The organism is Planococcus sp. APC 3900 (assembly GCF_030407735.1).
Taxonomy (GTDB): domain Bacteria; phylum Bacillota; class Bacilli; order Bacillales_A; family Planococcaceae; genus Planococcus; species Planococcus notacanthi.
Genome location: NZ_JASDCT010000002.1, coordinates 243,930 through 269,588, shown reverse-complemented (window position 1 = coordinate 269,588; position 25,659 = coordinate 243,930). Strand labels below are relative to the sequence as shown.

The 25,659-nt window shown below is 43.2% G+C and carries 26 protein-coding genes; 7 read left to right on the top strand and 19 right to left on the bottom strand.

The annotated features are described in order from the left end of the window. Positions 1-6 precede the first annotated feature (6 nt). From QMA04_RS05335 to hpf, 9 genes are all read right to left on the bottom strand, one after another. Entirely contained in the window at positions 7-585 is a 579-nt protein-coding gene (locus tag QMA04_RS05335) for a peroxiredoxin family protein (RefSeq protein WP_191713843.1), read from the bottom strand. Positions 586-820: 235 nt separating this feature from the next. After that, complete coding sequence (locus tag QMA04_RS05330; RefSeq protein WP_290184394.1) at positions 821-2,278, bottom strand: murein hydrolase activator EnvC family protein; 1,458 nt, start codon at positions 2,276-2,278, stop codon at positions 821-823. Between the two features lie 94 nt (positions 2,279-2,372). After that, complete coding sequence (gene ftsX, locus QMA04_RS05325; RefSeq protein WP_191713841.1) at positions 2,373-3,257, bottom strand: permease-like cell division protein FtsX; 885 nt, start codon at positions 3,255-3,257, stop codon at positions 2,373-2,375. Next, entirely contained in the window at positions 3,247-3,933 is a 687-nt protein-coding gene (gene ftsE, locus QMA04_RS05320; protein WP_191713840.1) for a cell division ATP-binding protein FtsE, read from the bottom strand. The genes ftsX and ftsE overlap by 11 nt, the downstream gene beginning before the upstream one ends. Positions 3,934-4,201: 268 nt before the next feature. Continuing rightward, positions 4,202-4,543, bottom strand: a complete 342-nt coding sequence (cccB, locus tag QMA04_RS05315; RefSeq protein WP_191713839.1) for a cytochrome c551 — start codon at positions 4,541-4,543, stop codon at positions 4,202-4,204. A gap of 50 nt (positions 4,544-4,593) precedes the next feature. Further along, on the bottom strand, positions 4,594-5,466 hold the full coding sequence (locus QMA04_RS05310; protein WP_191713838.1) for a YitT family protein: 873 nt from the start codon (positions 5,464-5,466) through the stop codon (positions 4,594-4,596). 194 nt (positions 5,467-5,660) lie between these two features. Continuing rightward, positions 5,661-6,762, bottom strand: a protein-coding gene (prfB, locus tag QMA04_RS05305) for a peptide chain release factor 2 (RefSeq protein WP_290184690.1) whose coding sequence is annotated in 2 segments (ribosomal slippage) — positions 5,661-6,689 and positions 6,691-6,762 — 1,101 coding nt in all. Because the reading frame shifts where the segments join, the coding sequence is not laid out codon by codon here. A 64-nt stretch (positions 6,763-6,826) separates the two neighbouring features. Next, the gene (gene secA / locus QMA04_RS05300) at positions 6,827-9,343 is read right to left on the bottom strand and encodes a preprotein translocase subunit SecA (protein ID WP_191713837.1); all 2,517 of its coding nucleotides are present in this window, start codon (positions 9,341-9,343) and stop codon (positions 6,827-6,829) included. A 324-nt stretch (positions 9,344-9,667) separates the two neighbouring features. Continuing rightward, the gene (hpf, locus tag QMA04_RS05295) at positions 9,668-10,237 is read right to left on the bottom strand and encodes a ribosome hibernation-promoting factor, HPF/YfiA family (protein ID WP_284700299.1); all 570 of its coding nucleotides are present in this window, start codon (positions 10,235-10,237) and stop codon (positions 9,668-9,670) included. 126 nt (positions 10,238-10,363) lie between these two features. Here hpf and QMA04_RS05290 point away from each other — a divergent pair, with 126 nt between their 5' ends. Beyond that, entirely contained in the window at positions 10,364-11,071 is a 708-nt protein-coding gene (locus QMA04_RS05290; protein ID WP_290184387.1) for an SDR family NAD(P)-dependent oxidoreductase, read from the top strand. A 547-nt stretch (positions 11,072-11,618) separates the two neighbouring features. Here QMA04_RS05290 and QMA04_RS05285 read toward each other — a convergent pair. The 5 genes from QMA04_RS05285 to QMA04_RS05265 all read right to left on the bottom strand — a co-directional run bounded on the left by QMA04_RS05285 (position 11,619) and on the right by QMA04_RS05265 (position 15,546). Then, positions 11,619-11,978: a PilZ domain-containing protein gene (locus tag QMA04_RS05285; protein WP_203339290.1), complete on the bottom strand. Its 360-nt coding sequence runs from the start codon at positions 11,976-11,978 to the stop codon at positions 11,619-11,621. Positions 11,979-12,018: 40 nt separating this feature from the next. Continuing rightward, a complete protein-coding gene (locus QMA04_RS05280) occupies positions 12,019-12,675 on the bottom strand; it encodes a ComF family protein (protein ID WP_290184384.1) in 657 nt (218 codons plus the stop codon). Beyond that, positions 12,672-14,000 carry an ATP-dependent helicase ComFA gene (locus QMA04_RS05275; RefSeq protein ID WP_290184383.1) on the bottom strand — a complete coding sequence of 443 codons (1,329 nt, stop codon included), beginning with the start codon at positions 13,998-14,000 and terminating at the stop codon, positions 12,672-12,674. The genes QMA04_RS05280 and QMA04_RS05275 overlap by 4 nt, the downstream gene beginning before the upstream one ends. 39 nt (positions 14,001-14,039) lie before the next feature. Continuing rightward, positions 14,040-14,873 (bottom strand): DegV family protein, encoded by an 834-nt coding sequence (locus QMA04_RS05270; RefSeq protein ID WP_203339288.1) that lies wholly within the window; start codon positions 14,871-14,873, stop codon positions 14,040-14,042. A 103-nt stretch (positions 14,874-14,976) separates the two neighbouring features. Beyond that, positions 14,977-15,546 (bottom strand): DUF4440 domain-containing protein, encoded by a 570-nt coding sequence (locus tag QMA04_RS05265; protein ID WP_191714481.1) that lies wholly within the window; start codon positions 15,544-15,546, stop codon positions 14,977-14,979. A gap of 129 nt (positions 15,547-15,675) precedes the next feature. Between QMA04_RS05265 and QMA04_RS05260 the strand changes: the two genes are divergently transcribed. Beyond that, positions 15,676-16,284, top strand: coding sequence for a 3'-5' exonuclease (locus QMA04_RS05260; protein WP_290184379.1), 609 nt, complete (start codon positions 15,676-15,678; stop codon positions 16,282-16,284). A 112-nt stretch (positions 16,285-16,396) separates the two neighbouring features. On the opposite strand, the gene QMA04_RS05255 is transcribed toward QMA04_RS05260, so the two are convergent. Together QMA04_RS05255 and QMA04_RS05250 are read right to left on the bottom strand one after the other, a co-directional pair. Beyond that, entirely contained in the window at positions 16,397-17,071 is a 675-nt protein-coding gene (locus QMA04_RS05255) for a response regulator (protein ID WP_191713831.1), read from the bottom strand. A gap of 27 nt (positions 17,072-17,098) precedes the next feature. Continuing rightward, a complete protein-coding gene (locus QMA04_RS05250; RefSeq protein WP_203339286.1) occupies positions 17,099-18,244 on the bottom strand; it encodes a sensor histidine kinase in 1,146 nt (381 codons plus the stop codon). A gap of 154 nt (positions 18,245-18,398) precedes the next feature. On the opposite strand from QMA04_RS05250, the gene QMA04_RS05245 reads away from it, so the two are divergent. Further along, positions 18,399-19,034: a YigZ family protein gene (locus QMA04_RS05245; protein ID WP_290184368.1), complete on the top strand. Its 636-nt coding sequence runs from the start codon at positions 18,399-18,401 to the stop codon at positions 19,032-19,034. Positions 19,035-19,212: 178 nt separating this feature from the next. Beyond that, a complete protein-coding gene (locus QMA04_RS05240; protein ID WP_290184366.1) occupies positions 19,213-20,247 on the top strand; it encodes an LCP family protein in 1,035 nt (344 codons plus the stop codon). Between the two features lie 121 nt (positions 20,248-20,368). Here the strand turns inward: QMA04_RS05240 and QMA04_RS05235 are convergent, their stop codons facing one another. Together QMA04_RS05235 and QMA04_RS05230 are read right to left on the bottom strand one after the other, a co-directional pair. After that, positions 20,369-21,445: a glycosyltransferase family 4 protein gene (locus QMA04_RS05235; protein WP_191713827.1), complete on the bottom strand. Its 1,077-nt coding sequence runs from the start codon at positions 21,443-21,445 to the stop codon at positions 20,369-20,371. 199 nt (positions 21,446-21,644) lie between these two features. Further along, the gene (locus tag QMA04_RS05230; RefSeq protein ID WP_290184364.1) at positions 21,645-22,607 is read right to left on the bottom strand and encodes an NAD-dependent epimerase/dehydratase family protein; all 963 of its coding nucleotides are present in this window, start codon (positions 22,605-22,607) and stop codon (positions 21,645-21,647) included. 105 nt (positions 22,608-22,712) lie between these two features. Here QMA04_RS05230 and QMA04_RS05225 point away from each other — a divergent pair, with 105 nt between their 5' ends. From QMA04_RS05225 to brnQ, 3 genes are all read left to right on the top strand, one after another. Then, on the top strand, positions 22,713-23,015 hold the full coding sequence (locus QMA04_RS05225; protein WP_290184362.1) for a hypothetical protein: 303 nt from the start codon (positions 22,713-22,715) through the stop codon (positions 23,013-23,015). Between the two features lie 64 nt (positions 23,016-23,079). Further along, complete coding sequence (locus QMA04_RS05220) at positions 23,080-23,262, top strand: CsbD family protein (RefSeq protein WP_191713824.1); 183 nt, start codon at positions 23,080-23,082, stop codon at positions 23,260-23,262. A 118-nt stretch (positions 23,263-23,380) separates the two neighbouring features. Continuing rightward, positions 23,381-24,706 (top strand): branched-chain amino acid transport system II carrier protein, encoded by a 1,326-nt coding sequence (gene brnQ, locus QMA04_RS05215; RefSeq protein ID WP_290184359.1) that lies wholly within the window; start codon positions 23,381-23,383, stop codon positions 24,704-24,706. Positions 24,707-24,744: 38 nt separating this feature from the next. Here the strand turns inward: brnQ and QMA04_RS05210 are convergent, their stop codons facing one another. Next, positions 24,745-25,617 (bottom strand): general stress protein, encoded by an 873-nt coding sequence (locus tag QMA04_RS05210; protein ID WP_290184358.1) that lies wholly within the window; start codon positions 25,615-25,617, stop codon positions 24,745-24,747. Between the last annotated feature and the right edge of the window lie 42 nt (positions 25,618-25,659).

Sequence of the window (25,659 nt, the reverse complement as noted above, 5' to 3'; positions counted from 1 at the left end):
CATCTCCTATTCCAATTCTTCAATCAATTGCTCCATCATCGTTTCATCCATCGGGCCCACCACTTTATTTTGAATACGTCCTTCTGTATCGATGGCATACGAAGTCGGAATTGATACCGCCTGATATAAAGCTCCCACATCCCCGTTTTCATCCATCGGAATCGGGAACTCCAATCCAAATTCTTCAACGAAATCTTCGATCTTCCCGAGTCCCTTGTCTTCAGTCGTTAAATTGACTGCCAGAATCACGACATTTTCGTCTTTTGCCTGTTCATCATAATAGGTTTGCATATGCGGCATTTCGGCTCTGCAAGGGGGACACCAGGTAGCCCAGAAATTCAGCAGCACTTTCTTTCCCTGATAATCCGAAAGTTTGACTTCCTCGCCATCCAATGTAGTCAGCAGAAAATCCGGTGCTTTTTCTCCTTTGGCGAGGCCTTCATCTGTCGGCAAAAAATCCACATCGCTGCCGAGTGCCATGCCATCCAATGCATCAGAATCCGCCATGTTATTCTTCACAGCCCCTATTACAACAATGGCTATCATAACAGCCAACACTAATAAGCCAATTATCTTTTTAGGCATCTGTTATTCACTCCATTCAACTTTCATCCCGCTTTAACAAGCAGGTGATCCCACTGGCCGTAAAAGTCCGATTGGATCAACTAACAATCAATGGGGGATGAAGAAACCCACATAAATTGAAGTTTCTCTTTATCATACGATAAATCAGGTGACTTGTTCCACTATGTTTATTGCGAAATGTGACAGAATCGCAGAATAGAAAAACAGCCGGCATCACGAGGCCGGCTGTTTGTACTTATAAAGAAATATAGCTTGCTGGATTCACTGCGTTTGTCCGTCCGCCATTCCAAGGTCCAACATGGATTTCGAAATGCAGGTGATCACCGAATGAACGTCCAGTGTTCCCCATTCCGCCAACTTTTTGTCCCTGTGAAACTTGCTGTCCGACTGACACGCTAATCGAATTCAAGTGTGCATAAACAGTCGCATGCGTTTGTCCGTTGATCGAGTGAGTAATGATAACTACATTGCCGTAGCCGCCCATCGATCCTGCATAAGAAACGAATCCGTTCGCTGCAGCTACAATTGTAGTGCCTTTGCTGTTGGCAATATCTACGCCCTGGTGGAATTCCGGACCAGAACCGATATCACGCCAGCCGAATTTAGAAGTGAAGCGTCCAGCTGCTGGACGAATAAATCCTGAGCTTGCGCTTACTGACACTGCTGGTTCAGGAGCACTGTAAGCTGGAGCCGGCGTTGAAGCCGGTGCACTTGCTGCTGCCGGTGCTTTGGCTGCTTGAGATTTGCTGGCTGCTTTTTCTGCTGCCGCTCTTTCAGCTGCTGCACGTTCTGCTGCAGCGCGTTCTGCCGCCGCTTTTTCTGCTGCTGCTTTTTCTGCTGCTGCTTTTTCTGCTGCTGCACGTTCTGCCGCTAGCTTACGTTGGCGTTCTTCTTCAGCTTTTCTCGCCAATTCTGCCAGACGCGCTTGTTCATTAACGATTTTTGTTTCAAGATCAGCACTTATATCAATTGCTTCATCGCGTTGTTGCACGAGTGAAGTTTTCTCTTTTGCCAAGCGTTCCTGCTCAGCTTTCAAATCTTTCACGAGGCCTGCTTGCTGCGCTTTTTGGCCTTCCAGTGATTCCTTTAAATTAACAAGTTCTGCACGGCGTTCTTCCTGCTCTGCAAGTTTTGTTTCAACTAAAGCCTTTTGTTCGCCCAATAGCTTTTTATCTTCCGCCTGTTCTGTCATGATTTCGCGATCTGCATCAATCAATGTATTGACTGCTGAAAAACGGTCAATAAAATCAACAAAACTATTGGCACCCAGTAATACATCTATGTAATCCACAGAGCCGCCGCTCAATTGGATAGCACGTGCACGTTCCTGAAGAAGCTCTGTACGTTCAGCAATTTTTCGTTCCAGTTCTTCAATTGATTTCTGCAGCTCTTCAATCTCAACGATTGTTTGATCAATTTCGCCTTGAACTCCATTAATTTTTGACTGGGTTTCTTGCATTTGGTTCTCCAACTCCTGGATTTTAGCCATGATGCTCTCCAGTGTAGATTGGTTTTGATTCATTTCGTTGGATTTTTCACTGATTCCAGAATTTAATTCATTTTGTTTTTGTTCTACTTTTTGTTGTTCTTGCTGTAATTCACTCAATGTATCTGCATTTGCTGTTGGAATCAACAAGGTAAGTGCTAATACCGATGAAACACCAGTCAACATCCATTTCGACTTCGAATTCAAGTTCGTGATCCCCTTTCGGCTTTACGCTCTTTTTCTATCTATTTCCGTTTTTTCTATGTAAACGGCCTACATGCAGGCCGTTTCTAAATCTATGTTACACACGCAAGAATTTTCTGATGGACATGAAGCTTCCCCAAATCCCGATAAATACACCCATTAGCAAGATCAAGGCGCTTACCTGGTAAATGAATGGTGTAAACTCCAATAGCTGGAACAGTTCGCCACTCAAGCGGGGCTGTGCAAATTCGGTGATTTTGCTGTAAAGCAATGCTACAAGACCAATTGGAATGATGGAACCTAACAGGCCAAGCCACATACCCTCCAAAATAAATGGAATTCGGACAAACCAGTTTGTTGCACCCACCAATTTCATGATTTCAATTTCACGTCGTCTCGCAACAATTGTGATTCGAATCGTATTGGAAATCAAGAACATGGCTGTAAACAGCAATGCAAGGATTAAAATCAACCCGACATTTCTTCCGGCATTCAAGAAATTAAAGAGTTTTTCTATTTTGCCTTCTCCGTACTTCACATCTTCTATATGTTCAAAAGCCGCTATATCTGTGGCCACTTTTTCAGTTTGCTGCGGGTCAAGTGCTTTTACATAAAAAACATCGAACAATGGATTGCTTTGTTCGAATAAGCTTAACTCGTCCCCAAAATCAAGAACCAAGTCAGTCAACTCTTCTTCTTTTGTCGAGAAGTTGGTCGATTCAACACCAGGCATTTCAGTTATTTTCGATTCCAGATTCTGGACCGTCTCTTCCGAAGCGTCCAAGGAAACGAATACTTTAATTTCAACATCGTTTTCAAGATCATCGGCCACTTTGTTCAAGTTCATCATGATAAGAACAAATACCCCGACCAACAATAACGTTACTGTTACAGCACTTACAGATGCAAATGTCATCCAGCTGTTTCTTCCGATGCTTTTGAAACTTTCTTTGAAATGGCGTACCAATGTTCTACCCTTCATAGCCGTAATCACCTCCAGCTACATCACGGACAATTAATCCGCCTTCTATTGCAATAACGCGATGTCTGAGCGTATTGACGATTTGTTGATTATGCGTTGCCATAATTACCGTTGTTCCTGCTTTGTTGATCCGCTCGAACAAATTCATGATGTCCCATGCTGTCTCCGGATCCAGGTTTCCAGTCGGTTCATCCGCTATCATTACTTTCGGCATGTTGACGATCGAACGCGCAATTGAAACACGTTGCTGTTCGCCACCGGATAATTCAGTCGGAAACATTTTGGCTTTGTGCTTCAAGCCAACCAGATCCAATACTTCCATGACACGCTTTTTGATTGCTTGTGGTTTTTCTTCAATTACTTCCAAGGCAAATGCTACATTTTCATAAACATTCAACTTCGTCAGTAATTTGAAATCCTGGAACACGACTCCGATCTGACGGCGCAGCATCGGAACTTTTCTGTTCTTCAATGTTGCTATATCGATATCATCCACAAACATCTGGCCTGAAGATGGACGTTCTTCGCGATACATCATTTTGATGAATGTTGATTTCCCTGCTCCACTCGGACCTACAATATATACGAATTCTCCTTGTTCGATTTCAACGTTCAGACCGTTCAAAGCGACAATGCCATTCGGATATTTCTTGTAGACATTTTTCATTTGAATCATTTTATTACCCACCTATTATTAATTGGCTAAATGCCAAAATTATTTCCATAGAATTTTGCAGCAAACTCATTATAACACCTTAAACATATATTTTTATTACATTTCTGTATCATTTAAAATTCAATCTGAATAATCAGAACTATATGAAAAAATACTTCTTGTCGTAATTATAGACCTTTTAAAAACTATTTTTTTCCTTTTTCTAGACATAAATATGCTATTTGGACCTATTTTTTGGCAAAAAAAATAAATCTGCTAATTAGCAGATTTATTTCATGCTTGCTAAGTACTCTGCAACAGCATCGGCTTCTTCACCTTCAATGATGTTTGCTGGCATTGCACCTTTACCATTTTCGATTACTGAGCGAATTTCATCTTGCGATAAACGCGAACCAACATTGTTCAAAGCCGGGAAATTCCCTGCACCTTCCAGGTTTTCACCATGGCAGGAAATGCAATTTTGCTGAACCACTTGTTCCGCATCCACCGCTGCTGCTTCTTCACCGCCACTGTCAGCAGGTGCCTCTTCCGGTTCAGTCGTATCTCCGCCGCCGCACGCACCAAGGATAAGTGCTGATCCGAATAATATAGCCATCAACTGTTTTTTCATTTGGTGACCTCCTCAGATGTATTATCTCTTCCTATTAGAGTATACCAAAGTTACGCCCGTTTAAAACCTTCACCTAAAACTTCTGAGGCATCCGAGACAATAACAAATGCGGAAGGATCGATAAATTTCACCAATTGTTTCAGTTTCGTAAATTCTGTTTGAGGAATAACCACCATCAATAAAGGTTTTTCTGTTCCCGAATAACCTCCGGTTGCAGCCAATTCTGTAACCCCCCGGTCCACTTCTTCATAAATGGCATCACGGATCTCCATTTGTTTTGTAGTAATAATATAAACCAATTTGGATTGGCCAAACCCTACCTGGACAAGGTCGATGGTTTTGGTCGTCACGTAAAGGCCGATCAATGCATAAAGGCCTTTCTCGATATCAAATACCAATGCCGCAGCCAATACGATAAATCCATCAATCATGGCAACACTTGTCCCGAGCGTCAGCCCAGTAAATTTGGTAATGATCTGAGCGGCCAGATCCGTCCCGCCTGTAGATGCTTTCCCCCGGAATACGATTCCTAATCCAAGACCAACCATGATCCCTCCGAACAAAGCCCCAAGCAAAGGATCACGCGTCCATGGTTCCCATGATTCCGTCAGAAAGACGACAAACGGAAGGAATACGGTCCCTACAGCCGTTTTAACGCCAAAATTTTTCCCTAATAAAATCAAGCCTGCAATAAACAAAGGGATATTGAATGCCCATTGCACAAATGCTGGTTTCCATTCAAATAACCCTTTCAATAAAGTACTGATGCCACTTACTCCGCCCGAAGCTACTTCGTTAGGCAGCAAAAACACGTTAAAGGAAATGGCCACAATCGCTGAGCCGATTATGACACTGGCATAATCTATGAAAACCGTCAGCAGTGGATGTGGATCTTTACGGATACGTCTATTTTTTTTAGCCATCTGTTTCTTCCTCTTCTCTGTTATGTTCGGTTAAACCCTGTCAGAGTATACCAAACGCATGGAACTTTGTGAACTTCATTCAAGTAAAGCAGGGCATTCGCCAGACACCCAAAGACAAAACGCCGCGAAAGCTCATTGGCTTTCGCGGCGTTCGTCTAGAACTGCAGCAATTTTTCACAATCCACTACATAATTCTATTCCATTTTAGAACGCAATAAGGAATTGATGAATCCATCAATATCGCCGTCCATGACAGCTCCTAAATTGCCTGTTTCATAGTTTGTCCGGTGGTCTTTAACCATTGAATAGGGATGGAACACATAAGAACGGATTTGGCTTCCCCATCCGATTTCTTTTTGTTCTCCACGAATTTCAAGAAGACGCGCTTCTTCTTCTTCGATTTTCAACGCATACAATTTCGCTTTCAACATTTGCATGGCTTTTTCCCGGTTTTTGATCTGTGAACGTTCCTGTTGGCACGTCACAACAGCCCCCGTCGGAAGGTGAGTGATACGGACAGCGGAATCCGTTGTATTGATATGCTGTCCACCGGCGCCGCTTGCCCGATACGTATCAATTTTCAAGTCTTCTGTACGAATATCGATTTCAATTTCACCTGTAAATTCCGGCATGACTTCGCAAGAAACAAAAGAAGTATGACGGCGGCCTGATGAATCAAACGGCGATATCCGAACCAGGCGATGAACCCCTTTTTCAGCTTTCAAGTAGCCATAGGCATTGTGTCCACGAATCCCTAAAGTCACTGATTTAACACCTGCTTCATCTCCAGCCAAGTAGTCCAGTGTCTCTACTTTGAATCCGCGTTTTTCAGCCCAGCGTGTGTACATACGCAAAAGCATTGAACACCAATCCTGAGACTCAGTTCCGCCTGCCCCTGGATGCAATTCTAATATGGCATTGTTTTTGTCATACGGTTCGCTGAGCAGCATCGTCAATTCGTAATCTGCCAGCTTAGAAATGAATTCCTTCATTTCAGTGTTAACATCTTCATGCAACTCTTCATCGTCTTCTTCTCTTAATAGCTCTAAAGACATTTCCATGTTTTCCTGGGTTTCTACAAAACCGTAATAAGCATTAACGATTTCCTTCAACCCATTCAACTCCGATATGACTGTCTGTGCCGATTCTTGGTTGTTCCAAAAATCCGGATCGAGCATCATTTCATCCAATTCCTGTATGCGGGCTTCTTTGTTTTCTAAGTCAAAGAGACCCCCTAAAGTCCGCCAATTTACTGGCTGATTTGTCGAGCTCGTTACGGATGTCTGCTAATTCCATCATTATATGTTCCTCCTCAAAATAACACCGAAGAGCATACGCTCTTCGGTATTTTCACACACTCTTATGAAGCTGTGCCATGGCAATTCTTAAATTTCTTGCCGCTGCCGCATGGGCAAAGTTCATTGCGCCCAACTTCCATGTCTTTGCGGACAGGAGCTTTTTTCTTTTTCGGTGCCGGTCCGTCTTCTTTCGGGTTGACGGCCTGCCCTTTTGCAACTTCTTCACGTTCAAGATTATTGCGGATTTCAGCTTTCATGGAATACTTCGCGACATCTTCTTCAATGGCTTCGACCATTGCCTCGAACATGGCGAATCCTTCGCTTTGGTATTCGCGAAGCGGATCATTTTGTCCATAAGCACGCAAATGAATTCCCTGGCGCAACTGATCCATTGCATCAATGTGGTCAATCCATTTCGTATCAATCGAACGAAGCAAGACAACTTTCTCGAATTCACGCATCCGTTCAGGCGTCATCTCAACTTCTTTTTCATCGTAACGCACAGCGACAGCTGCTTTGATGAAGTCGATCAATTCTTCCTGGGTTTTTCCTTGAAGATCAGCTTCAGTGACTGTATCTTCGGGAAGCAGGTTCGCAGCTATTGTTTCAGAAAGTGTCTTCAGGTGCCAGTCTTCCTGTTTTTCCTCAACAGTATGCGTGTAAACCATGCGTTCAATAGAGCTATTGATCATATTTTCAACCAATGTACGCATATTGTCAGTGTCCAAAACTTCCATACGCTCTTTGTAGATGATTTCGCGTTGTTGGCGAAGCACATCATCGTATTGGAGCAAGCGTTTCCGTGCATCAAAGTTATTGCCTTCAACCCGTTTTTGCGCTGATTCCACAGAACGTGTCACCATTTTCGATTGCAATGGCTGTGAATCGTCCATGCCTAATTTGCCCATCATGTTGCGCATTGCATCTGATCCAAAGCGGCGCATCAAGTCATCTTCAAGAGACAGGTAGAATTGAGTGACACCCGGATCGCCTTGGCGTCCTGAACGTCCGCGCAGCTGATTATCGATACGGCGTGATTCATGGCGCTCTGTCCCGATAACAGCAAGTCCGCCTGCCTCGATGACACCTTCGCCAAGCTTGATATCTGTACCGCGTCCAGCCATGTTGGTGGCAATCGTAACAGAACCTTTTTGGCCAGCGTTCAAAATGATTTCTGCTTCATGGGCGTGGTTTTTGGCATTCAATACCGAATGCTTGATGCCTTTTTTCGTCAAGTACTCTGAAATGATTTCAGAAGTCTCGATCGCTACAGTACCCACCAATACAGGTTGTCCTTTTGCGTTTCGTTCAGCGATATCGTCGCCTACCGCTTTGTATTTACCGGCAGTTGTAGAATAAATCAAATCTACACGGTCTTCACGGATGATCGGTTTATTCGTCGGAATGACCACAACGTACATATTGTAGATATTGCGGAACTCTTCTTCCTCCGTCTTCGCTGTCCCTGTCATACCGGACAACTTATCATACATACGGAAATAGTTCTGGAATGTAATGGTAGCCATCGTCATAGATTCGTTTTGGATTTCCAGGCCTTCTTTCGCCTCAATTGCCTGGTGAAGCCCATCCGAATAACGGCGCCCTTTCATTAGACGGCCCGTAAATTGGTCGACAATGACGACTTCGCCTTCCTGTACCACGTAATCAACGTCTTTGTGCATGGTGACATATGCCTTTAATGATTGGTTGATCGTGTGGTTCAGCCGCACGTGTTTGATATCAAAAAGATTATCGATTCCAAAGGCTTTCTCAACCTTTTCGATGCCTTCTTCCGTCAACACCACACCTTTGGTCGTTTCATCGTAAGTATAATCCTGGTCTTTTGTCAGAAGGCGTGCAAACGCATTAGACTGCTGATACAATTGCGCCGCTTTGGCTGCCTGTCCGGAAATGATCAGCGGAGTCCGCGCTTCATCGATCAAAATTGAATCGACTTCATCAATTACAGCGTAATTCAATGGCCGCTGAACCATATCTTCTTTGTAAAGGACCATATTATCCCGCAGGTAATCAAAGCCCAATTCGTTGTTGGTGCTATATGTTACGTCAGCCTGATACGCCGCCCGTTTTTCGTCTTTGGTCAAATTGTTCAAGTTCAATCCAACAGATAGTCCAAGCCATTCGTAAAGTTGGCCCATCTCCATAGCATCTCGGCTAGCCAAATATTCGTTGACCGTCACGACATGCACACCTTTTTTGCTGATAGCGTTCAAGTAGACGGCTAAAGTAGAGGTCAAAGTTTTACCTTCACCTGTCTTCATCTCAGAAATATTCCCTTCATGAAGAGAAACAGCCCCCATGATCTGTACGCGGAATGGGTACAGGCCAAGTACACGTTTCGACGCTTCACGAATAGTCGCGAATGCTTCAGGCAGCAAGTCATCCAATGATTCGCCTTTTGCATGGCGTGCGATAAATTCTTCGGTTTTCGCCTTTAATGCATCATCGGACAAAGCTGCAAACTCAGAAGCCAACGCTTCTACCCGATCTGCCGTTTTTTCTAATCGCTTCAAATCCCGTTTATTCGGATCAAATACCTTATTCAATACTCCTAGCATAATTATACCGCTCCCTGCGTAAGTGTCCGCCGGCACCTGTCATGCCGGATGATCGCTTTAGCTTTTATAGTGTTCTTTTAAGTAAAACCTATAAGAACATATTTACCCAAATCATCATCGGTTGTTTCAAAAAAAATCTCACTATTCATTTTAACACTGCGCTGAAATGCGTGCAAATTATGGATTCTCTTTCTTTGTCGTTAAAGCGCCTGAATCCGCCATCTATTGTCTCTAAAGCCTAGTATGAAAAATGTTTCCTATCGAAAAAAGCAACTAAAAAAGCCTCTCGCAAGGAGAGGCTTTAACATCCTATTGGAGATGCCTTTATTGTGCGGAAGTCTCGATCAGTCCATAGCTTCCGTCTTTACGTTTATAGACAATATTCGTTTCATTGGATTCTGCATCTGTGAAGACGAAGAAGTTATGCCCAAGCATGTTCATCTGTAAAACCGCTTCTTCTTCATCCATCGGTTTCAAGTCGAACTGTTTAGTGCGAACGATTGTCAAATCTTCTTCTTCTTCCTCAATTTCATTCTGTGCACGTGTATCATTTTCTGCTGTTGCAAAAGCAAGCCCAATGCCATCCCGCTCACGGAATTTGCGGTTGACTTTAGTTTTGTACTTACGGATTTGGCGCTCTAGTTTGCTGACGATCAAATCAATTGCAGCATACATATCATCATGCCGTTCTTCAGCACGTAATGTTAAATTTTTCATTGGTATTGTGACTTCCACTTTTGTTTGGCTATGATTGTAGGATTTTAAGTTGACCATCGCGGTAGCATTTGCTCCGTCGGTAAAATAGCGTTCAATTTTTTCCACTTTCTTTTCGATGTGGTCGCGTATTGCGGGAGTTACCTCAATATTTTCGCCTCTGATGTTAAATTGCAACATGTTAACTCCTCCTTCTATTGTGCTACTTGTACAATTCTACATCTTCCCTAGTCTTTCCTTCTTAAAACCAAAAAAGTTTTAAGAACATGGATTACAGGTAAACATTATGACAAGGAGATGAAGTTCATGTTCACTAATAAAACCATTGTCGTTACAGGAGCATCGCAAGGAATTGGCCGCAGCATTGCCACACATTTCGCAGCTGAAAATGCGCGTGTTATCGGGTTGGATATCCAACCGGTCGAATTGGAGAACGTGGAATACCGAAAATGCGATGTGGGAGATTTCACGGAAGTAATGGCTGTATTCAAAAAAATCCATGAGGATTACGGTGCTGTCCATGCATTGATCAACAATGCCGGGATTTCAACGTTCAAATCCATCTGGGAAGTGGATGAACAGGAATGGGATCAGGTTCTGGACACTAACTTAAAAAGTGTCTTCATCTGCAGCCGTGAAGCAGCTCGCTATATGAAAGACGATATCCGTTCCATCATTAACATGGCCTCGACACGGGCTTTCATGTCGGAACCCAATACAGAAACCTATTCGGCATCAAAAGGCGGCATTTTCGCATTGACCCATTCACTCGCCGCCACTTTCAGCGAACAAGGAATCCGCGTCAACTCAATCGCTCCAGGCTGGATCCATACTGGGGACACTGCCGAATTGCGCGATGTGGACCACAAGCAGCATTGGAGCGGACGCGTCGGAAATCCCGACGACATCGCACGGGCTTGCCTGTTTCTGAGCAATCCACAAAACTCATTCATCACGGGCGAATGCCTGAATATCGACGGCGGCATGACAAGAAAAATGATATACGAGCACTAAAAAACCGGCCAAGGCCGGTTCAGCTTGTAGACAAAAGAATAGTTATATCCTTTAAAGAATAATTATTCATTTTATCTTATTTACACCAGATCCTGCGCTCCAGGCGGACGCTTTCCTGCGGGCTCGCGCCGAACTAACTCGGACTGACGCCCAAGTGGATTTCGGCACTTCACTGTCCCGCAGGAAGCGAGTCGGGCTGTGCCTGACTCGTTTGCGACGAAGCTAGCGCAGCGATGCAGGAGCATATCTTTGCCCTTCGCCGCCTTGCGCTACGGATCCTTTGATGGATTTACCAAGTTTGTTTGGACGATGTCTTCGGGATTCTGACTAGCAAGCCCTTTTCTTTGATTAGAGCTACACGCCCCCGACCGGGCTGGCCACGGAGACTCCTGTGGGACAGCGAAAGCTGAAGACCCCGCAGGAACGCAGTGACGAGGAGGCTGAAGCTGAGCCCACGGAACGCGAAGTGGCCGGACCGGTTGGGGGTATGCACCGCTATTCATTTTGTAAAGACTTTGTCTACAGTCTGAACCGGCCAAGGCCGGTTTTATTTCATTTCTATTTCTTTCAGTTCTCTGATTTCATTTAAAATAAGCATTTCCTTGATTGAATTGCGTTCGAAATCTGCACCGTAGATCCAGCCTTCCTCGTATTGCTGTTTCCAGACAATCGTTGCGCCTGACCGGATAGTTTCGTGGTTTAAGACAAATTCCAGTCTGACATTTTCTTCTCCCGGCTGCAATTCCCTTTCGGAAAACAATTTGGCTCCTTTTGGGGAAACATCAAGCATTAGGCCATATATTTTAGTTGTCTTGGGTGGACTTTCTGCTGCCCCCAATACGTGCATATGGATTTCCGGCGGTGTGCCGAAGGTGTAACGAAAACTTTCTGACCTTTTATAAAACATCCATGTTCCTCCTCGTTATCCTGTATTAAAACTTTACCTCTTAGGCACGGATGAGCGCCAGAATGGTAATTTCTTTGACGCCTTCCGCTTTTAAGGCTTTCGCAGCCATTCTCATTGTGCTTCCTGTGGTGTACAGATCATCGAACAGTAGCACTTTTTCAGGGACCGGTTTTCCATTCCACCAAAAGACATCTTCCGAAGCAATTCGATCAGCTTTTGATTTCCCTGCCAGTCTTACTTCGTTTTTCTCGAGATAGTGGACATAAGGCAGAGAGGCCGCATCCAACAGCCGATCGACTTGTGGAAACGTACGCTCTTTCAATCTGTTTTCATTCATTGGAATTGGAACGATCACTGCTTTTTGGCTGCGCAGCTCTTCCCGCAGGACTGGTGCGAACACTTCTGCCAACACGATATCTTTTAAAAACTTATATTGATGCAAGTATTCTTTCATTGCAAGGTTGTAGCGGAATAAACTTTTGCCGGAGTCAATCACTCCGGCGTAGGCTGTCGTTTCCCATTTGCTGCAGTCGGAGCAGATGTCTGTTCCTAACCCCCCGCAAATACGGCAGCCTTTTTCCAGCCGTTCGAAACTGCTGCGGCACCGGCTGCAGATTACTTCTTCCAGATCGTTTAAAAAAAGGCTTCGCCAATTTGCTTGGAGAGGCATATCCCGCTCGCATAAATAACAGTTCATCGGCGGCTCCCTCCATTATAGGAAATGATTAACTGCTTGGCTTTATCCATTTGGCGAACGATGCCATTATGGAAAAACACAACTTCTCCATCGGGATAATCCGCTGATCTTCCAGCCCGTCCGGCAATCTGAATCAAAGCAGCCGCATTGAAAACAGGCTGATCAGCGCCCACTACTGCCACTTGCACATTAGGAATCGTGATTCCGCGCTCAAGGATGGTCGATGTCAGAACTCCTGGGATTTGCCTTTGGCGCAACTTCATCACTTTTTCTTTTCTATCCGGATCTTTTGAATGCACCGCCGCAATTTCCGGATGGCGCTCTTGCAATAAAGGGATGGCCTGCTCAATCATTTCGATTGTCGGAAAAAACACAAGAAACGGCTCTTCTTTTTCTATTTTTTCATCTACCCAGGCAATCAGCTTTTTGGGAATCTTCCCTTTTGCAAAAGCTTTGTCGTATCCCCATAATGACCGAAATTCAGGAACCGGCAAAGGATGCCCATGAAAGCGCTGAAAAATTTGAGATATCTCCGGCACTTGCTTCTGCAATTGATCCGAAGGAGTAGCAGATACATAAACAATAGGTGCGTCTTTCTTCCGCGCTTTTATGACTGCATTTTTTAAAGCAAGGTCATAAGAATAGGGAAATGCATCCGCTTCATCGACGATCATGACATCGAAGGCATTTTGAAATCGGTATAATTGATGGGTCGTTGCAATGACCAGCGACGCAAAACCCGATTCTTCCGGAGAATTCCCGTACAAGCTGTGGATGATTGTATCCGGAAAGACGGCACGCAAGCGCGGTGAAAGTTCCAAAACGACATCCGTTCTGGGTGCAGCGACACAAACTCGTTGCCCTTTTTGCAACGCAGCGAAAATCGGCGGAAACAGCAACTCCGTTTTTCCTGCTCCACAGACGGCGTATACAAGATGGTCATTTTGTTGAAAGAGGCTTTTTTGAACTTCTTGGGAAGCTCTTTCCTGCAAAGGTGTGAGGCTGCCATTCCAGTGAAAAGAATGGCTCTGAGGAGTAATCGTTGAAGGAGATGACCAGGTGATCAATTCTGTACAGGAACTGACGCGTCCCATTCTAATGCAATGTCTGCAATAATAACAGATGCCGACACATGCACTGCAGAAAAAAGAAATAATTTTTTGTGGTGACTTTTCGAGGCAACGGGCACACTGAAGCTCATCCGTAATGCCTCGGCTGATGCTGATTTTCCCGTTTAAAATAGCCTGATCAATCTGCTCTTTTGGAAAGGGCGTGAAATTTCTAAGCCACACCCGTCCAGTCAGAAACTCTTCTATATTTTTCATGGACTACCACCTTTCGATAGAGAAAAAGCCTCAGCAGGTTTATTTCTTCACCCAACCAAGACCCATTGCTCCTTCTCCTAAATGTGTTCCGATGACTGGCCCAAAATAGGAAATTTCAAAATCCACTTCAGGACAGGCAATCTCCAATTCTTCTTTCCATTGTTCAGCTTCTTCCGGCCGGTTCGCATGGATAATCGTTGCCTGGAATTCCAAACCTTCGTTGACGTCTGCTTTCAATAAATCAACAATCCGGTTCATCGCTTTTTTGCGTGTTCGTATTTTTTCAAACGGGACAATAACTTTTTCCTGGAAATGCAAAATCGGTTTGATTTGCAGCATACCGCCAACCAGCGCCTGTGCAGTCGACAATCGTCCGCCACGCTGCAGGTGTTTCAGGTCTTCCACCATGAAGTAAGCACGCAAGGTTTTTTTCATTTCGTTTAATTCGGTTAAAATCGTTTGGGCATCTGCTCCATCTTCAGCCATTTTTGCGGCCTTAATTGCATAAAACCCCTGTAGGCCACAAGTAAGTTCTGTATCAAAAGAATAAACTTTGACGCCATCAACCATTTCAGCAGCCTGTTTGGAACCTGCGTAGGTGCCACTGATGCCGCTCGACAAATGGATGGATACAACTTCAGCGTGGTCGGCTGAAAGATCTTCATACAGCGCAACGAATTCTCCCAGAGGCGGCTGTGAAGTTTTCGGGAATTCTTCTTTAGCTTTCTGATAAAATACTTCTTCTGTTAAATCTATTTCTTTAAATGACTGGTTCCCAAACGTCACTTCCAGTGAAACTGTATGGATCTTTAATGCTTCACGTGTTTTTATAGGCAAATAAGATGTGCTATCTGTTACAATTGCTGTTTTCATTACTCGATCAAGCCCCCCTTGCTAGTTTACCAAAAAAAGACATAGAAAAGACATAAAGTGAAAAGTCACAATAAAAAAAATCCCGCACATAGCGGGATATCTTTTATTGATTACCGATAAAGTGAACGCTAGTTACTTTCCATTCATCATTCTCTTTTTTGAATACGACCACTTGGCGTCCTGACTGCTCGATGGCGTCAGATGACTTTGCATCTTTCATCTTAACATTCAGGGTTGCAAAAACTTCCGCACGGCTTTCTTCATATTTGACAATTGTTTCGTCATTGGTTTCATATTTGCTGTCAAAAGCTTCAAAAGCCTGAGCCAATGCTGCTTTGTCTTCTTCGCGATCGAAACCGTCCGGTTCTTGTGCAATGGTTTCCATATACCGATCAATATCTTCAGAATTGAAAGCAGCAATATATTCATCATAGGCAGCAAGAAGTTCACTTGCCTTTTCTTCAGGCACATCTGCTTCAATGACATTTCCTTCATCATCTACTGTAAAGCCGACTTTTTCATCCTTATTTTCTTTAATGCCATGGTCAACAGCATTATTTTCATTAGAGGCATTGCCGTCTTCGACCGTATTTCCATTGACTGAAGGTTCTTCTGAATTCGAACAGGCAGCTAGCGTCAAAATCAGCCCAACCGCAATAATCATTTTTTTCATCATGCATTCCTCCTGCGCTTCATTTTGCCATAGGCAGATGGCGAATACAATGAAGAAACTGTGTCATCTGCCAAAACGGAATTTTTTTCAGTTTTGCGGTACACTAGAAAGTAAAAAAGGAGGCATCGTATGGAAAAAAGAGATGCACGGCAGATACTTGAACAGAAAATGAAGGAAACACGGCCTCAGTGGAGCCGCAAACAGCCTGTCCGTCCTAAGAAGTACAAGTCGAGCATGCAAAAAGTCGAAGACTATGTCGTCCTCGATTTCGAAACCACCGGCTTACGTGCAGGAAGTGATAAAATCATCCAAATCGGTGCTGTCAAATACATTAACCATGAACGCAAGGAAACAATGTATCTTATGGTCAATCCTGAATGCTTCATTTCGAGCACCATCACCCGAATTACCGGCATCACCAATAAAGATGTAGAAAATGCCCCCACCATCGAAGAAATTGCACATGAACTGATCGCTTTTATCGGCGGTTTGCCACTTATTGCACATAATGCACCTTTTGATATGGGCTTCCTTTACGCTTTGGAAGAAATCACGCCCATTCCTGAATACACGGTTATTGATACAGTCAAATTGGCGAGAAAAGCGATCACTCAGACACCCAACCACAAACTAACCACCTTGACCGCTTTTCTAAAGCTCGAGCATGACGCCCACGATGCATTAGGCGACTGCCTGGCAACAGCGGCCATCTACCAATATTGCTACGACCGGCTTTAAAGAAAGAAGCTGGCATCTGCAAATAATGATGTTCAATGCACAGTTAAGTTTGCTAATAAAAAAGACGGTGTACCTGCCAAAAGGCAGGTACACCGTCTTCACTATTTGGCAGTTATCTTACTTCCACCCAACCGTTTTTAATAGCCGTTACAACTGCTTGCGTCCGATCATTGACCTGCATTTTCTGTAAAATGCTCGACACGTGGTTTTTGACTGTTTTCTCAGAGATGAACAGAGTTTCCCCGATGACGCGATTGCTTTGGCCATCCGTCAATAATTGAAGAACTTCACTTTCGCGTTTCGTCAATAAATGATAAGGACGACGGATTTCCGTTTGATGGAAAGAACCTTTATTTTCACGTTCGCTTAGACGGCGGAATTCCATCACTAAGTTGCGTGTAACTTTTGGATGTAAATAAGAACCGCCTTTCGCTACAACTTTAATTGCTTGAATAATCGCATCTGCATCCATTTCTTTAAGCATATAACCTAAAGCACCAGTTTTCAAAGCATGGGTCACATAAGATTCATCATCGTGAATGGACAGCATAATGACTTTTGCATCCGGGAACTTTTCAATCAATTCCCCAGTAGCTTCTACACCATTTTTTTGTGGCATATTGATATCCATCAATACCACATCTGGTTGATTTTCTTCATATAATTTGATGACTTCGTTGCCGTCTCCGCCTTCAGCAACGACTTCAAATGAACTTTCAAAATCTAAAATTCTCTTTACACCTTCACGGAAAAGTTGGTGATCGTCAATAATAATTATTTTTGTCATTATGTCGTCCTCCTCGAATACCCTATCTTATATACCCTTTTCAAAAGGTATATGAAACATTAAGACTGTACCGTTCCCTGGCGAAGAATTAATGAAAAACTCTCCTTCGACCAATTCAATTCTTTCTCTCATACCTGCTAATCCGAATGATTGGTGTTTGACAATTCCTTGGTCAAAACCAGTTCCGTTATCTGTTACTGTAATTTTCACCTGGTCTTTCAACCAGTCCATTTCAACTGTAATTTCAGAAGATTTCCCATGGCGTATCGCATTTGAAATACCTTCTTGCACCAGACGGAAAATAGCGGTTTCGTATTTGTTCGGCAACCGCACTTCTTTTCCAATCGATTGGAAATCCATCCTGATGCCTTTGTTGTACTCTTCGATGGTATCCATGTATTTCTTCAGCGTGGGCACAAGTCCTAAATCATCCAATGCCATAGGCCGTAAATCGTATATGATTCTCCTGACCTCCGTAAGCGCCTGCCTGACCATATCCTTTAATGACGTAATCTCTTGAAAAGCGGGTTCAGGGCCTTTTTCACGATATGTCTTCTCGATTAAATCGGAACGAAGCAACACGTTAGCCATCATTTGGGCAGGTCCATCATGGATTTCCCTTGAGAGACGTTTTCTTTCTTCCTCTTGCGCTTCAATGATGCGGAGGCTATAATCTTGACTTGACTTATTCTTGCCGACGGCTTCATCAGCATTCTCGAAATCTGAAGTCAAATAGCTGCCGGCGACATTGATTTGATTGACCAAGCTTTCCGCCCGCTCTATTGTCTGCAGTAAAACTTGAAGTCTGCGCTGCAATTTATCACGCTTTTGCCGATACTTTTTTTCTTCGTTCCGGTTGAGTGATAATTGTACTTGAAGATTGTTTGCCTGCTCGTATACTTGGCGAACCTGACTCTCTGTAAAAGAGTTGAAAAATTGCGAAACCTCAGCCAACCGCCGTCGAGCTGCACGTGTCTTTTCTTCCAAAAGATCTCCATCTTCAATCACTCGAGCAATATTGATGCGGACATCTTCCAATTCGTCTTTCATCTTTTCATAACTTTGGCGACTTTCTTCACTAATGACGAAAATATCTTGTTTGGCCTGTTCTATTCCAGCAAGCATTTCATTAAAAATAGAATCAGGTGTTTTTGCACCGATTTTCTTTGCCATTCTAAAACCGCCTTAGCTATACTGACTGTATCAGGTAAAAAACTTAATTCTTTATACCTTGTCGGCTGTATTAAGTATATCACTTTATAAGCAAGACCATATTAAATATACGTTACAAATTATCTGATTTCATTTTACAACAGGAGGCGCTAAATTGCGAGAAAATTACACAACTGTAGGCGATTCTGCCAATGCAGAAATACTTATCCAAAAATCCAGGTTCATTGGACATGCAGCACGCGCTGAAACAGAACAGCAGGCGCTTGACTTCATTGATTCGATCAAACTCTTGCACCGGACAGCCACCCACAATTGCTCAGCTTACCTTATCGGAGAACACGATTCTATCCAAAAAGCAAATGACGATGGAGAACCAAGTGGCACTGCCGGGTTCCCCATGCTTGAAGTCTTAAAAAAACAAGGCTTGAAAGATACTGTACTGGTGGTCACCCGATATTATGGCGGCATAAAACTGGGCAGTGGCGGTTTAATTCGGGCATATGGCAAATCGGCTTCCGCAGCTATTGCTGCTGCAGGCGTTGTAGAAAGAAAACTTCATCATTTGATGAAAGCTTCTATAGACTATACATGGCTCGGTAAACTTGAAAATGAAATTCGTCAGTCCCCGTATCCGCTTGACCGCTTAGAATATATGGAAGGTGTAGACATCTATATTTACGTTCCTGTTGAAAAAGAGCAGGAATTCATCGATTGGATAAATGAAATGACGAATGGACAAGCAGACGTCAGCATCACGAGCAGTGAATTCCTCGAATTTTCAAAGTCATGATTCTTTTCATTTACGGCTGTTAAAAATCACTGTATAATGTCAACAGCACAGAAAAAACAGATTGTCGGCACATACAAATATTTTTTTCAAGAGCAAAAAGCCTGTCGCTAATTAAGAAAATGGATTTATCCGAACAGATAACTCGGTTGGCCCATTACCTATAGAGGAGCAAATAAATATGAACCGAAAACATTATCGGAAAACCAAGTCGGACAGGAAACGAACAATTATAAAAGTGATTCTCACTTTAGTTGTTTCATTGTTGATCTGCGTTTCAGCTTACGGGATTTACCTGGTCAAACAAGCGGAATTGGCCGTCAACAGCGCTTATGAGTCTACAGGAAACGTAGATGAACCGGTTGAACCGCTTACGGACAACATCTCCATCCTGTTCATTGGCGTGGATGACAGCCAAGAACGCAGTCAAAGTGACGACAATATCCGTTCAGATGCACTCGTCCTGGCAACATTGAACAACCAAGACAAGTCCATTAAACTGGTCAGTATCCCTCGTGATACGTATACCTATATTCCGGATAGCGGAAAAGAAGATAAAATCACTCATGCTTATGCTTTGAATGGGCCGAGTTCAACCATCGAAAGTGTAGAAGGACTTTTGGAAGTACCGGTAAATTATTACCTGCGGATGAACTTTGACGCCTTCATCGATGTGATCGATGCCCTCGGCGGCATTAAAGTAGAAGTGCCTTATGACATCACGGAACAAGATGAAAATGATTCGCAGGATGCCATTGAACTAAAAGAAGGCATCCAGTTCCTGAACGGCAGCGAAGCGCTGGCACTTGCGAGAACACGCCATTACGATAATGACATTGAACGGGGCAAACGCCAGCAAAAGATTCTTGAATCCATTATGAACCGCGCCTTATCAGTCGGTTCAATCACCAAATACGGTGATGTTTTCGAAGCAGTTGGAGACAACATGAAAACGAACATGAGATTCGAGGATATGCGTGCATTGTTTGAATACGCTAAAAACGGTAAACCAGACGTGGAAACCATTACGCTTGACGGTTATGATGATATGTCCACCGGGATTTACTATTGGAAATTGAAAGAAGAATCCCTGATGGAAATACAAGATGTTCTGCAAAGCCACCTCGGTTTAAAACCGGATACGTCCAACTTAACCACCAATGAGATAGAACAAAACGTAGCAAGAGACCTAGCAGAAGACGACACATCACAGTGAAAACTGTGGTGTTTTTTTTCGTTCAATCGTCTCTAGAGCTTTCTAAAGCATTCCCCGTATCTTTTACCCAAAAGAAAAAAAGATTGAAATCAAAGCAATGCGCTTCAAGTTCAATCTTTTTTTATTTGCCTATAAATTTAACAAGATTCAATAATGGCCGGTAATTCTTCCCTGCCAACCCAACAACCTCAACGAACAATTCAATTGCCACCAGCATGACGCTGATCAACAGGATTCCTCCCCATAACGTCGCCTGAGAAAACAATAGCGCTGCAAGCCCAAACAAAGCAGCAATTCCATAAATGATCAGCACGGTTTGGCTATGTGAAAAGCCGATGTTCAGTAAACAATGATGCAAATGGGACTTGTCTGCTTCTGAGATCGATTTCTTTTCACGCACTCTCCGAACGATGGCAAAAAACGTATCTGAAATCGGTACGCCGAGCATGATGATCGGAATGATCAATGCCACAACTGTGACATTCTTGAATCCCATCAAGGCCAAGACTGAAATCATGAAACCTAGGAACAATGCTCCGGTATCACCCATGAAAATTTTTGCAGGGTGGAAATTATAGACCAGAAATCCTGATGTGCTCGCTGCCAAAAGTGCAGCCATCGACATAACATAAACATCGCCCATAATGAAAGCCATTGCTGCCAGTGTCAATAGAGCGACTGTCGAAACGCCAGCTGCCAATCCATCAAGTCCATCAATTAAATTGATGGCGTTGGTGATTCCGACTATCCACAGAATCGTCAATGGAATACTCAAATAACCAAAATCCAAAACACCACCGAATGGCAGGTTGATGAAAGAAATTTCAAGTCCCCCGCCGACTACGACAATTCCTGCAGCTACCAATTGACCCAGTAGTTTCGCTTTTGCGCTGATTTCATACATATCATCCAGTACACCGGTGATGATAATCAATAAAGCGCCTATGATTATAGCTGTTTCAATCGGAATAAACGATGCTTCAATTGCATTGGAAATCGGATCTTGAGGTTTTAATATAAAATATGCTATCAAAAATGAACCAAAAATGGCCAACCCGCCTAAACGCGGCATAATTCTCGCATGAACTTTTCGGTAATTTGGTCGGTCAACTGCTCCTACGCGAAAAGCAATGCGTTTAACAATCGGAGTCAGCAAAATCGAAGCGATAAATGCCAAGACCATGGTAAGGTATAGCATATCTTTCCTCCTTAAAACATCTTCTATACATACATATCCATTGTCATTATAGCATGACTGGAACAGAAATAAAGAAAAACCTGTCTCTTCATTCCCACTGCATAGTATAGGACGCTCCCTCTTTCACAAAGTTTCAGCTGTACATAATTTGGTTAAACGATGTGTACAACCGTTTTGGAAGAAGGGATTCTTTTTCAAATCACTTCATTATTTTATTCAATAATTCACGTTCCCTATTTTCACTAATCCCTGTTTTTAATCGTGACAAGCCCTCTTTCTGAGCCCACTCCAAAGTATCTTGGGCAGACTGCTTCACAGAACGCATGCCCAGCCCTGCACTTTTCGCTTTTTCATTGTCCACCAGCAGGAAACCTTCCGGAAATTCTGTAGAAAATGGAATCCAAAACGGCAATTCGAATGCTTTCAACCCTTGTTCCAACAAAAAATGATCATCCGCCCAAACACAATCCGCTTCGCCACCATTTAAAGTTTGGACAAGTTCTTCCATAGACACAGCATCAGCCGCCACATTATAGACACCCGTCGTTTTATTTTCCATTTGAAGTACTGTGAACTCAGCTAAGTCTCTCGCGTCAACCCACTGAATTTTTCTTTCTTTACTGCCGGGAACGAGGACAGGGCCTTTGCCGTTTAATTTCATCACCCAATATGTAAAACGGTCTGTTGGGTCATACGGACCTACCACAATGCCCGGTCGAAGAATCAACGCCTTGTCCGATAAATTCTTTTCTATATAATTTTCACACATCACTTTTAACGGCCCATATGTACTTCCAGTAACCTCATCTTCTGTCACCTCCGTTTTAAAGAGGGATCCACTTTCTCGGACAGGGCCATTTTTAAAATCATCGTATACGGAAATGGTCGAGATAAAGATATAATGGTTTGTTTTAAGATTCTTAAGAACTGGTTTTAAATCAGCTGGCGTGTAAGCTGACGAATCAATAACGGCATCCCATTTTTCTATTGCCAGTTTTTCTGCATCTTTCCTTCGGTCCCCCAGTATTTTCTGCAGTTGCGGAAAAAGGTGCGGATTGCTTTTGCCCCGATTGAACAAAACTACCTCATGTTCTTTTTCCAACAGTGCCTCTACTATATGACGCCCTACAAAAGATGTGCCTCCAATAACTAATATTTTCATATGAATGCTCCTTTATAAGTAATTTTGCTTACTATATCAATCATAATATGATATATTGAATAAAATAGCATGAATTTTCAAATATTTTTTAGGGGTGCAAACTAGATGGATGATGCAATACAATTTTATTCACTGAAGACAGTGTGGACGCCTTGGGATGAAGCCGCTGTTTTGAAAATGGACTACCAGTCCCGCGCAGAGCTGGCTAGCATCATTAATTGTGAAGGATTGCTTGTAGACCTATCGATGGACCAGCATGCTGAAGTAAGGTTCGGCGTCGCACAAAACGACCATACGCCTCTTCAAACATTAACGAGGCTTAGCGAGGAAGATTTATGCATTACGGTTAAAGAAACCGCCTCAAAAACTTTATGGAATCTTTCTGCCAAATCCGAATCTACCCGATAATGTTTAGATTCTTCTTCAGAAGGATATTATATAAGTAGTTATAAATTTGAAGGAGGAGTTATTGATGAGCGACAACAACGGATTCTCTGATAAATTAAAAGGTGCAGTAAACAAAGGCAAAGGCGAAGTGAAGGATCAAATCGGAAATGCTACAAACGATCCCAACAAACAGGCTGAAGGTAAAATCGATAAAGCCAAAGGAAACGTCCAAGATAAGATCGGCGATTTCAAAAAAGATAATAAGTAATCCGAAACCCGGTTTTCTAACCGGGTTTTTCTTATGGCAAGATTAATGTTTTCAAAAGTGCAAGAATTCGGTTATAATGAAAATTCGTGCATCCATGTTATTTATTAAGGAGTTTTTTATGGAAAAGAAGGCGCTTACAAATACAGAGATTTTTACATTGGGACTTATGCTTTTCGCCTTGTTCCTCGGAGCAGGAAATATTATATTCCCTCCTTATCTAGGACAGCTTGCCGGGGATGAGTTGGCGATCGCTGTAACTGGTTTCTTGTTGACAGGGGTAGGTCTGCCTCTACTTGGAATTTTAGCGATTGCCAAAGCCGGAGGAGACCTTCAATCTATAGCGGGACGTGTCAATCCAGTTTTCGGTATCGTCTTCACCTTGATTGTTTACCTGGCAATCGGGCCTTTCTTTGGAATCCCTCGTACAGCTACAGTAGCTTTTGAAATCGGGACCGCCCCTTTTCTTCCAACTGATTTTGCAGAATCATTCTGGTCTTTATTTATCTTCACTCTTGTCTTCTTTATCATTACGGTGCTGTTTGCAATGAATCCAACAAAGTTGGTGGACAGAATCGGCAAAATTTTAACTCCTTTGCTGATCTTGGTCATTGGACTGTTGGCTGTAAAAAGCTTTTTGACTCCAATGGGCTCCATCAATTCTCCGATTGGAAATTATGATACGGAAGCGTTTTTCGAAAGCTTTCTGCAAGGCTATCTGACAATGGATGCCATTGCTGCGCTTGTTTTTGGAATTGTCATCATTCAATCTATACAACATAAAGGGGTTACGGATACCCGAACAATATTGAAATCGACTGCGTATGCCGGTTTTATAGCAGCCATCGGCATGTCTGCCGTTTACATATCGTTAAGTTATATTGGCGCGACGAGTGTTGATTCCATTGGCCTACAGGACAATGGCGGCATCGTTATCGCCATGGCTTCACGTGTTTTGTACGGAGATATCGGTGGAATCATTTTGTCTGCCGCGATCACCTTCGCCTGTTTGACGACTTCAATCGGCCTGGTTTCTGCAACAGCACAATTTTTTTATAAGATATTTCCGAAGATTTCTTATATCGTTTATGTATTATTTTTTGCAGGGTTCTCCGCCATTATCGCCAATGTGGGCTTAACGCAATTAATCGCTATCTCGCTTCCGGTGTTATTAGCGATTTATCCGATAGCTATTGTCTTAGTCATTTTGTCGTTCTTTGATCGCATGTTCTATCGGAAGCCTTATGTGTATATATTGGCACTTGGAGCGACCGCAATTGTCAGTATTTTCGATGCCCTTCGTTCCACTGGAATTATGTTTGAACCAATAGATGCTTTGTTAAGCCACCTGTTGTTTTTTGAGCAAGGCATCGGCTGGATAATCCCAGCTATTGTCGGGGTTTTGATCGGTGTCATCATTGCGCGCTTATCCCATCGTACGAATTAAAGGAGCCTTCCCGATGCATCGGGAGGCTCCTTTTTTCTTTAAAATAATCTTGGCGATGGCGGAGTATCATTGTTTTTGCTTTTTTCTTCGTGTTCATTGTAGTGTTCGCGCTTGTTTCTTGATTTATCCAAATCATCTCTGCGCTCGTCATTCAGCAGATGCTCTTCTTCCGAATCACGCCCAAAAGGTGCAGGTCCTAAATTCGGATCCACTCCAGGAGAAGGTTCATCTTGACGGCGGTTGACACCGTCTTCACGCAATAGATTGTCTTCTCCTTCTTTAGTCTGTAAACCGGGCTCATGGTCCAATTCCTTCTCACGAGCAGAACCTTCATCTTTGTTCAATCCAGCAGTTGGATGGATTTCATCCCCTTTTAGGCGAGAGTCCTGCAATCGATCACTCTTCCCTGCGCGGGCATGCTGGTCTTCTCTGGAAACTTCGCGCGCATAGATTTCATCAGGGTTATGGGGTTTGTCATCGTAGCGAGGAATAACTTTGTCGCCAGATCTTTGTCCGCTGCTGCCTTCCATATCCATCGGATCGTTGGAATCATCTAATGATGAGAAATGTTCATCTTCACCGGATATCGCTTGCCCATCTGTATAAAGAAGGACGGCGCCTTTTTCGATTTCACGTTCGTAGTCGTCTGCCCGGTCCTTGTTCAAGTTAAACCGGTCAAGCTCTTTTCTGACGATATCTTTTCCACTAAGAAAAGATTTAAAGCGATTAGAGATGGAGTTCGCTTGGTCTGCCTGAACGCCTTCTTTTTCGGCCGATTCAACAACTCCTCTATCATTCGCCAACAAATGAATATCTCCTTCATGATAGCCTTTCGCTTTTAATGCCTGTATGGCTGTTTCCATTTCTGCTTTGCTGTAGACGATTTCAAACTCACGATTTCCCGATCTCATTATAAAACCTCCTGTGTACTGTGTTACTTTTGTTTACCCATT

Bases quoted from the DNA above. Each gene is read 5' to 3' on its own strand.
- QMA04_RS05265 (WP_191714481.1), bottom strand. From the start codon at position 15,546: ATGAAAAAAATGATTATTGCGGTTGGGCTGATTTTGACGCTAGCTGCC.
- QMA04_RS05290 (WP_290184387.1), top strand. From the start codon at position 10,364: ATGTTCACTAATAAAACCATTGTCGTTACAGGAGCATCGCAAGGAATT.
- QMA04_RS05255 (WP_191713831.1), bottom strand. From the start codon at position 17,071: ATGACAAAAATAATTATTATTGACGATCACCAACTTTTCCGTGAAGGT.
- QMA04_RS05230 (WP_290184364.1), bottom strand. From the start codon at position 22,607: ATGAAAATATTAGTTATTGGAGGCACATCTTTTGTAGGGCGTCATATA.
- QMA04_RS05310 (WP_191713838.1), bottom strand. From the start codon at position 5,466: ATGGCTAAAAAAAATAGACGTATCCGTAAAGATCCACATCCACTGCTG.
- ftsX (WP_191713841.1), bottom strand. From the start codon at position 3,257: ATGAAGGGTAGAACATTGGTACGCCATTTCAAAGAAAGTTTCAAAAGC.
- QMA04_RS05285 (WP_203339290.1), bottom strand. From the start codon at position 11,978: ATGTTTTATAAAAGGTCAGAAAGTTTTCGTTACACCTTCGGCACACCG.
- QMA04_RS05270 (WP_203339288.1), bottom strand. From the start codon at position 14,873: ATGAAAACAGCAATTGTAACAGATAGCACATCTTATTTGCCTATAAAA.
- QMA04_RS05280 (WP_290184384.1), bottom strand. From the start codon at position 12,675: ATGAACTGTTATTTATGCGAGCGGGATATGCCTCTCCAAGCAAATTGG.
- hpf (WP_284700299.1), bottom strand. From the start codon at position 10,237: ATGTTGCAATTTAACATCAGAGGCGAAAATATTGAGGTAACTCCCGCA.
- QMA04_RS05240 (WP_290184366.1), top strand. From the start codon at position 19,213: ATGAACCGAAAACATTATCGGAAAACCAAGTCGGACAGGAAACGAACA.
- cccB (WP_191713839.1), bottom strand. From the start codon at position 4,543: ATGAAAAAACAGTTGATGGCTATATTATTCGGATCAGCACTTATCCTT.
- secA (WP_191713837.1), bottom strand. From the start codon at position 9,343: ATGCTAGGAGTATTGAATAAGGTATTTGATCCGAATAAACGGGATTTG.
- QMA04_RS05220 (WP_191713824.1), top strand. From the start codon at position 23,080: ATGAGCGACAACAACGGATTCTCTGATAAATTAAAAGGTGCAGTAAAC.
- QMA04_RS05335 (WP_191713843.1), bottom strand. From the start codon at position 585: ATGCCTAAAAAGATAATTGGCTTATTAGTGTTGGCTGTTATGATAGCC.
- ftsE (WP_191713840.1), bottom strand. From the start codon at position 3,933: ATGATTCAAATGAAAAATGTCTACAAGAAATATCCGAATGGCATTGTC.
- QMA04_RS05250 (WP_203339286.1), bottom strand. From the start codon at position 18,244: ATGGCAAAGAAAATCGGTGCAAAAACACCTGATTCTATTTTTAATGAA.
- QMA04_RS05235 (WP_191713827.1), bottom strand. From the start codon at position 21,445: ATGCTATACCTTACCATGGTCTTGGCATTTATCGCTTCGATTTTGCTG.
- QMA04_RS05275 (WP_290184383.1), bottom strand. From the start codon at position 14,000: ATGAAAAATATAGAAGAGTTTCTGACTGGACGGGTGTGGCTTAGAAAT.
- QMA04_RS05225 (WP_290184362.1), top strand. From the start codon at position 22,713: ATGGATGATGCAATACAATTTTATTCACTGAAGACAGTGTGGACGCCT.
- QMA04_RS05210 (WP_290184358.1), bottom strand. From the start codon at position 25,617: ATGAGATCGGGAAATCGTGAGTTTGAAATCGTCTACAGCAAAGCAGAA.
- brnQ (WP_290184359.1), top strand. From the start codon at position 23,381: ATGGAAAAGAAGGCGCTTACAAATACAGAGATTTTTACATTGGGACTT.
- QMA04_RS05260 (WP_290184379.1), top strand. From the start codon at position 15,676: ATGGAAAAAAGAGATGCACGGCAGATACTTGAACAGAAAATGAAGGAA.